Source organism: Streptomyces sp. (genome assembly GCF_031178505.1).
Taxonomy (GTDB): Bacteria; Actinomycetota; Actinomycetes; order Streptomycetales; family Streptomycetaceae; genus Streptomyces; species Streptomyces gulbargensis.
This window is the reverse complement of the sequence record NZ_JAPSIW010000339.1, coordinates 1-7,121: the sequence shown is the minus strand read 5'-3', so window position 1 is coordinate 7,121 and position 7,121 is coordinate 1. Positions and strand designations below refer to the sequence as shown.

General features: G+C 73.4%; 5 protein-coding genes and 1 pseudogene. 2 read left to right on the top strand and 4 right to left on the bottom strand.

Annotated elements, in window-relative coordinates; all coding sequences use genetic code 11:
• Positions 1–160 (top strand): annotated as a pseudogene (locus tag RIF68_RS21165) (hydrogen peroxide-inducible genes activator); the annotation flags it as partial.
• Between the two features lie 97 nt (positions 161–257).
• Here the strand turns inward: RIF68_RS21165 and RIF68_RS21160 are convergent.
• From RIF68_RS21160 to RIF68_RS21150, 3 genes are read right to left on the bottom strand one after another with little or no spacing between them, the layout of a single operon-like run.
• Positions 258–2,630 (bottom strand): FtsX-like permease family protein, encoded by a 2,373-nt coding sequence (locus tag RIF68_RS21160; RefSeq protein ID WP_309052863.1) that lies wholly within the window; start codon positions 2,628–2,630, stop codon positions 258–260.
• Positions 2,627–3,310 (bottom strand): ABC transporter ATP-binding protein, encoded by a 684-nt coding sequence (locus RIF68_RS21155; RefSeq protein ID WP_309052862.1) that lies wholly within the window; start codon positions 3,308–3,310, stop codon positions 2,627–2,629. The genes RIF68_RS21160 and RIF68_RS21155 overlap by 4 nt, the downstream gene beginning before the upstream one ends.
• Positions 3,307–3,831 (bottom strand): PadR family transcriptional regulator, encoded by a 525-nt coding sequence (locus RIF68_RS21150; protein ID WP_309052861.1) that lies wholly within the window; start codon positions 3,829–3,831, stop codon positions 3,307–3,309. Before RIF68_RS21150 ends, RIF68_RS21155 begins: the two co-directional genes overlap by 4 nt.
• Positions 3,832–4,115: 284 nt before the next feature.
• On the opposite strand from RIF68_RS21150, the gene RIF68_RS21145 reads away from it, so the two are divergent.
• Positions 4,116–6,371: a transglycosylase domain-containing protein gene (locus RIF68_RS21145; RefSeq protein ID WP_309052860.1), complete on the top strand. Its 2,256-nt coding sequence runs from the start codon at positions 4,116–4,118 to the stop codon at positions 6,369–6,371.
• 255 nt (positions 6,372–6,626) lie between these two features.
• Here RIF68_RS21145 and RIF68_RS21140 read toward each other — a convergent pair.
• Positions 6,627–7,121 (bottom strand): ATP-binding protein (locus RIF68_RS21140; RefSeq protein ID WP_309052859.1); only part of this gene is annotated, 495 nt, incomplete at its 5' end.

Sequence of the window (7,121 nt, the reverse complement as noted above, 5' to 3'; positions counted from 1 at the left end):
CCTGTGCACCGGCCTCTTCACCGACCCCGCCCCCTCGCGGCGGGTCGCCCTCGCCATGCGGACCGGCACCGCCCGGCACGCCGAGTTCGAGGAGCTGGCCGGGGCGCTGCGCGACGCGATGAGGGACCTTCCGGTACGGGTGGTGCGCGCCGGGTCCTGACACCCCCCGGTGCCAGGACCCGACGCCCGCCCCGTACGCCGGTTCCGGCCCCCCGATGCCAGGACCCGACGCCGGCCTCGTACGCCGCGGAACCGGTCTACTCCGTGCGCAGCCCGTCCGCGCGCATCAGCCGCCACAGGACCGGCAGGCTCACCAGGGTCACCACGGCGATCAGCCCGGCGCCGATGCCCATGACCGGCAGGAACACCGACCAGTCCCGCACCCGCTGGCCCGTCATCCGCAGGAGCACCACGCCGAGGGCGAGGCCGCCCGCCGCCGCCAGGGCGAGGCCCAGGACGATCGGCACGGCCGTCTGCCACAGCACCGACCAGCTCAGGGTGGAGCGCCGGGTGCCGAAGGCGACCAGCGAGGAGAGCAGGCGCTTGCGGTCCCTGAGCTGCTCCAGGGTCGCCACCAGGAGCGAGGCCGCCACCAGCAGCATCGTCAGGGTGGAGCCGACCAGGATGCCGGTCCGGACGCTGGAGAAGGCCGCGTCGCGCTGGACGTCCTGGAGCGTGCGGACCCAGGACGTGGGGTCGATCGCCGCCGCCGCGTTGCGTACGTGCTCGGCGGCGTCGGGCACGGCCGGGTCGAGCCGGACCATGGCCTGCGCGTCGGGCTCGTCGAGCAGCCTGCCGTCGATCGCCGACGGGGTGGCGAGGATGCCGAACTGGTACATGCCCGTCGGGTCGGGGCGCGCGTCCACGACCCGGGCGTCGGCGGGGATGCGCCACCGGGGCGGCGGGCCGTTCCCCGCGCGGCGCGACGCGTCCGGGTGCGGGTGAGGATCGCGCAGGACGACCGTCGCGCCCGGCCGGGCGGTCCGCGTCACCCAGCTGTCCCCGGGGTTGCCCTGGGCGCCGTGCGCGAGGAAGACGAAGACGTCACCGTCCGCGCAGGAGGGCAGTGCGGCGTACTCCTTCAGCGAAGGGCAGTCGCCGACCCTGATCGAGGCGCTGGGGGCGAACTCCTCACCGCCCTTCAGCGGGCCGGGCCGCCACACGTGCGACTCGACGGTGCCGATCACCGCGCTCACGCCCGGGGTCCGCTCGAAGCGGTCGATCACCCGGCGTGCCTCCTCCGCGGTCCTGGCGTGGGTACCGACGGCGACCTGGGCCCGGGCGGTGTCCTCGCCCGTGTGCTGCGTGAAGTCGTTCTCCATCGCCTGGAACAGCATCTGCAGGGCGATCGCCCCGGTCGCCGCGACGACGATGCCGCTGACGGCCCTGGCGGCCGTCCCGCTGCTCAGCTGGAGCCGGCGGACCGCGAGCTGCCAGGCCACCGGGCCGCCGTTCAGCCGCTTCACACAGGCCTCGACCAGCCAGGGCAGCAGGGTGACGAGTCCGAGCAGGCAGAGCACCATGCCGGCCGCGATCGCCACCGTGTCGACGCTCGTCCCCGTCACCCGGACCTCGCCGACCAGCGGCAGCAGCAGGGCCGCGCCGGCCACCACCAGCAGCAGCCGCCACCACAGCCGGCGGCGGCGCGGTACGGCCGTCCGGACCACGCCGAGCGGTTCGATCGCCACCCCGCGCAGGGCGAAGAGGGCGACCACGACGGAGGCGACGGGGACGGTGACGAGGACGAGCGCGGCGAGCGCCGGCATCGGCACGACGTCGGACGGGTACGCGTTGACGTCCCAGATGGTGAAGGCGCCCGCGAACCGCCGGGCGAGGGCGAAGAGGCCGCCGCCCACGGCCAGGCCGAGCAGCGCGCCGGCGAGGGCCTCGCCCGCCGCGATCCGCCGGGCCATGGCGGTGTCCGCGCCGACCAGCCGCAGCGCGGCCAGCCGCCGGTCGCGCTGCTCGCCGCCGAAACGGACGGCGGTCGCGATGAAGACGAGGACCGGCAGCAGCAGGACGACACAGGCCACGAGGACGAGCAGCAGGAGGAAGGCGTTCATCGGCTCCGCGGGCACCGACCAGCCGAAGCGGACGCCGCGCCCGTCGAGGTTCTCGGTGGTCAGGAAGCCGGCGTGGGCGACGTACCGCAGCTCGGCCGGGCCGATGAGCCCGGCGGGGCCGATCGTCCCGGCGGCCTTGTAGGGCAGGCGTTCCCTGAGGAGGGCGCCCTCGGGGGAGTCGAGCAGGTCGCGCAGCGCGGGCGAGACCAGCATCTCGCCGCGCGCGGGGAACCGCGTCGCGCCCGGGGGGACCGGGGGAGCGTCGCCCTCCGGGCGCAGCAGCAGACCGCTGACGGCCTCCCCCCGGTAGACCGTGGGCCGGTCGAGGTGCAGAAAGGAGCCGGGGCGCGGGGAGGTCACCTGCTCGCCGGCGTCGACGGCGCGGACCGACTCCCGTACCTCTCGCTGGAACAGCATGTTCGGGAAGGAGGCGGCGAGCAGCAGCAGCGCCACGCCGAAGCCGACGCCGGTCGCGGTCAGCACGGTGCGCAGCAGGCCGGAGCGGCCGCCGGTGAAGGCGAAGCGGGCGCCGAGGGCGAGGTCGCGGGCCCGGCCGGAGAGGCTCATGCCGCCCACTCCGCGTCCCGTACCGCGCCGTCGCGCACCACGACCTCGCGGTCGGAGTAGGCGGCGACGCGGGCCTCGTGGGTGACGAGGACGACGGCGGCGCCGGTGTCCCGCGACGCGTCGGTGAGGAGCTGCATCACCCGCTCGCCGTTGAGGGAGTCGAGCGCCCCGGTGGGCTCGTCGGCGAAGATCACGCGCGGGGCGGTGACGAGGGCGCGGGCGACGGCCACCCGCTGGCCCTGGCCGCCGGATATCTCGCCGGGCCGCTTGCCGGCGGTGTCGTCGACCTCCAGGCGGGCCAGCCACTCGGTGGCCCGGGCCTCGGCCGCCTTCCGCCGGTCGCCGTTGAGGCGGAGCGGCAGGGCCACGTTCTCGACGCAGGTCAGCTCGGGGACGAGCTGGCCGAACTGGAAGACGAAGCCGAAGTCGGTACGGCGCAGGGCGCTGCGGTGCGCGTCGGACAGGGCCGTGAGCTCGCGGCCGTCGTAGGTGAGGGTGCCCGCGTCGGGGCGGACGATCCCGGCCAGGCAGTGCAGCAGTGTGGACTTCCCCGAGCCGGAGGGGCCCATGACGGCGACGACCTCGCCGGCCCGGAGCGCGAAGTCGGCCCCGGAGAGGGCGGGGGTGGCGCCGTAGGCCTTGGTCAGGCCGGTGGCACGCAGCAGGGGCGTGGTCGTCATCGGCGGACCTCCTCGGCGAGCCGGTCCAGGCGGGCGGCGGTCAGTTCGAGCCAGCGCAGGTCGGCTTCCAGGTGGAAGAGGGCGTGGTCGCAGATGAGCTGGTCGGCGAGGTCGCCGTCCCTCTTGCGGCGGGTGAGCTCGCGCATCAGGCGCAGGTGCTCGGAGCGCTGGGCGTCGAGGATGTCGGCGGCGCCGCGCCCGGTGAGCAGGGCGAGGACGACCTTGGTGTAGAGCGTGGACTGGAGGTACGGCTCCGGCTTCTCGGGGGTGGCGAGCCACTGCCCGACGTCGGTGATGCCGGCCTCCGTGATCGCGTACCGCTTGCGTTCGGGCCCGTCGCCGGGCTCGATGCCCTCGACCACCACCAGGCCGTTCCTCAGGAGGCGGGACATGGTCGAGTAGACCTGGCCGTAGTGGAGCGGGCGGTCGTGGCCGAATCGCTCGTCGAAGGCGCGCTTGAGGTCGTAGCCGTGGCGCGGTCCGGACTCCAGGAGCCCGAGAAGGGTGTGACCGATGGACATGGGCGTCACTGTACACGGCGTGTATACGCAAGGTGTATAGGCCCCGGAGCGGGTCGGCGGCGAGCCGCCCGCCGGGTCGGCCGTAAACGGAATGACCACTTCAGGCAACCATCCGGAGCTCTCGCACGTCGGTTCCCCCGGGGGCGGGTGCTGAAGCTCACGTCCCGAAAAGACGGGATCGGCTGCCCTTTGTCTGCATCGTCGGTGTTAGCTTGCTGAGCTGATCCGGCGCGGACACCCGGGCCGGAAACGCCGAGACCACGACGAGCGGAGCGACGCAACCCATGGGCCGACCGGACAAGAGCAAGGCGAAGAAGAGCGGCATACGCCGCCTCTTCACCTGGAAGAAGCTCCTGGGCACCTTCTTCGTGTGCTGCCTGATCGCCATGGGCGCCCTGTACGTCGTCTACCTCATGGTCCCCGTGCCGACGGCCAACGCCGAGGCCACCATGCAGAGCAACATCTACAAGTACTCCAACGGCAAGATCCTCGCCCGCACCGGCAAGATCAACCGGGAGATAGTCGGCCTCGAGAAGATCCCCCGCCAGGTCCAGCAGGCCTTCGTCGCCGCCGAGAACAAGAGCTTCTACGAGGACCACGGCGTCGACATCAAGGGCACCGTCCGCGCCGCCTGGAGCACGGTCACCGGCAAGGGCAAGCAGGGTGGCTCGACCATCACCCAGCAGTACGTCAAGAACTTCTACCTGAGCCAGGACCAGACGGCGACCCGCAAGCTCAAGGAAATGGTCATCGCCCTCAAGGTGGACCAGCAGACGGCCAAGGACGACATCCTCGCCGGCTACATGAACACCAGCTACTACGGCCGCTCCGCCTACGGCGTCCAGGCCGCCGCCCGCGCCTACTACGGCGTCGACGCCGACAAGCTCACCACCGCGCAGGGCGCCTACCTCGCCTCGCTGCTCCAGGCGCCCAACCAGTACGACTGGACCTCCGCCAGCCCCACCGGCCGCAAGCTGGTCGAGGAGCGCTGGAACTACGTCCTCGACAACATGGTCGAGATGCGGTGGCTCTCCGCGTCCGAGCGGGCCGGCATGAAGTTCCCCGTCCCGCAGAAGCCGCGTCCCGCCCCCGGCATGGAGGGCCAGACCGGTTACATCGTCGAGGCCGCCAACCAGGAGCTGGTGCGCCGGGGCGTCAGCGAGGAGGACATCAAGGCCGGCGGCTGGACGATCACCCTCACCATCGACGAGGAGAAGCAGAAGGACCTCGTCAAGGCCGTCGGCGAGGAGCTGGAGGACAAGCTCGACCGCAAGGGCAACCCCAAGCACGCCACCGTCCAGGCCGGCGCCACCTCCGTCGACCCGAGGACCGGCGGGGTCGTCGCCCTCTACGGCGGTGTCGGTGCCACCGAGCACTGGATGTCCAACGCCACCCGGCGCGACTACCAGCCCGCCTCGACCTTCAAGCCGATCGTCCTCGCCTCCGCCGTCGACAACCACTCCGTGACCCAGGACGGACGGAAGATCGGCCTCGGCACCGTCTACGACGGCACCAGCAGGCGCCAGGTCGTCGGCAGCGACATCCCGTTCTCGCCGGAGAACGAGGACGACCGCAACCACGGCCCCGTCACCGTGCAGACGGCCACGAACAGGTCCATCAACTCCGTCTACGCGCAGATGATCGTCGACGTCGGCACCGACAAGGTGAAGAAGACCGCCCTCGACCTCGGCATGAAGGACGGCCAGGACTTCGGCGAGACGCCCGCCATGTCCCTCGGCACCATGGGCGCCTCCACCCTCGACATGGCCGGCGTCTACGCCACGCTCGACAACCACGGCAAGCGCGTCACGCCCACCCTGGTGAAGGCCGCCGCGCACAAGGACCGCACGGTCGAGCCGGCCGACCCGATCGGTGACCAGGTCATCAGCCGCGAGGCCGCCGACACCACCACCAAGGCCATGATGGGCGTCGTCCGCAACGGCTCCGGCATGCGCGCCGCGGGCGACTACCAGGCCGCCGGCAAGACCGGCACCTCCGAGAACAACCGTTCCGCCTGGTTCGTCGGCTACACCCCCGAACTGGTCACCGCCGTCGGCCTGTTCGGCGAGGACCCCAAGGGCGACCAGGTCACCCTGACCAACACCATCAACCCGGGCCGCGCCAACGGCGGCCGTACTCCCGCCCGCATCTGGGGCGACTACACCACCCGCGCGCTGGACGGCGGCTCCGACGCCCGCTTCGAGCTGAAGACCGACAGCCTCGTCCCGGTCGACCCCACCTGGGAGCCGACCGACCCGGCCACCGAGCCCACCACCGAGGCGCCGGAGACCGAGGAGCCCACGACCACCCCACCGCCCACCACGCCCACGGCCCCGTCGACCCCGCCGACGACCACGCCCGCCACCACTCCGCCGCGGACCCCTCAGAAGCCGGTCACCACGCCGCCGGCGTCCCCGACGCCCCCGACGCAGCGGCCGACCGACGAGCCGTCGCCGCCGCCGTCGTTCGAGCCGCCGGACGGGACGGCTCCCGGTCGCGGCGGCCAGGGCACCAGCGACACGCCGCCGCTGCCGCAGTGAGGCACGGGACCTGAGACGCGCCTGAGACACGAGGACGGCCGGCCCCCGGAAAGGGGACCGGCCGTCCTCGCGCGTGTGCGGTACGGGAGGTGGGCCCGGGCTCCGCACGCGGCCACGCCCAGGGCCTGGGTGCCGGACCGCCCGGAGCGGGGCTCAGCCCTGCGGGGCCGACCGCCCGGGGCGGGGCTCAGCTCTGCGGGGTCGACCGCCCGGGGCGGGGCTCAGCTCTGCGGGGTCGACCGCCCGGGGCGGGGCTCAGCCCTGCGGGATCGCCAGCTCGAACCAGACCACCTTGCCGCCCGAGAGCCGTGTCGCGCCCCACCGCCGGGCCAGCCGGTTCACCAGGAACAGGCCGCGCCCGCCCTCGTCGGTCTCCCGCGCCCGCCGCTGCCGGGGCAGCTGCGGCGAGTCGTCGCCGACCTCGCAGCGCAGCACGTCCGTGCGCAGCAGCCGCAGCGTCACGGGGCGCTCCGCGTACCGCACCGCGTTCGTCACGACCTCGCTGATCAGCAGCTCCACCGAGTCCGTCAGCTCCTCCAGGTCCCAGCGGGCGAGCGCCCGCCGGGCCAGGCGCCGCGCCCGGCCCGGGGCCGCGTCCTCCGGTTCCAGGAACCAGTACGCCACGTCGCTCGGCGCGATCCCGTCGAACCGGGCCGCGAGCAGCGCGATGTCGTCGTCCCGGTCACCCGGGCCCAGCATGTCCAGGACGTCGTCGCAGAGCGCCTCCAGCGGCGGCGAGTGGTCCGGGCC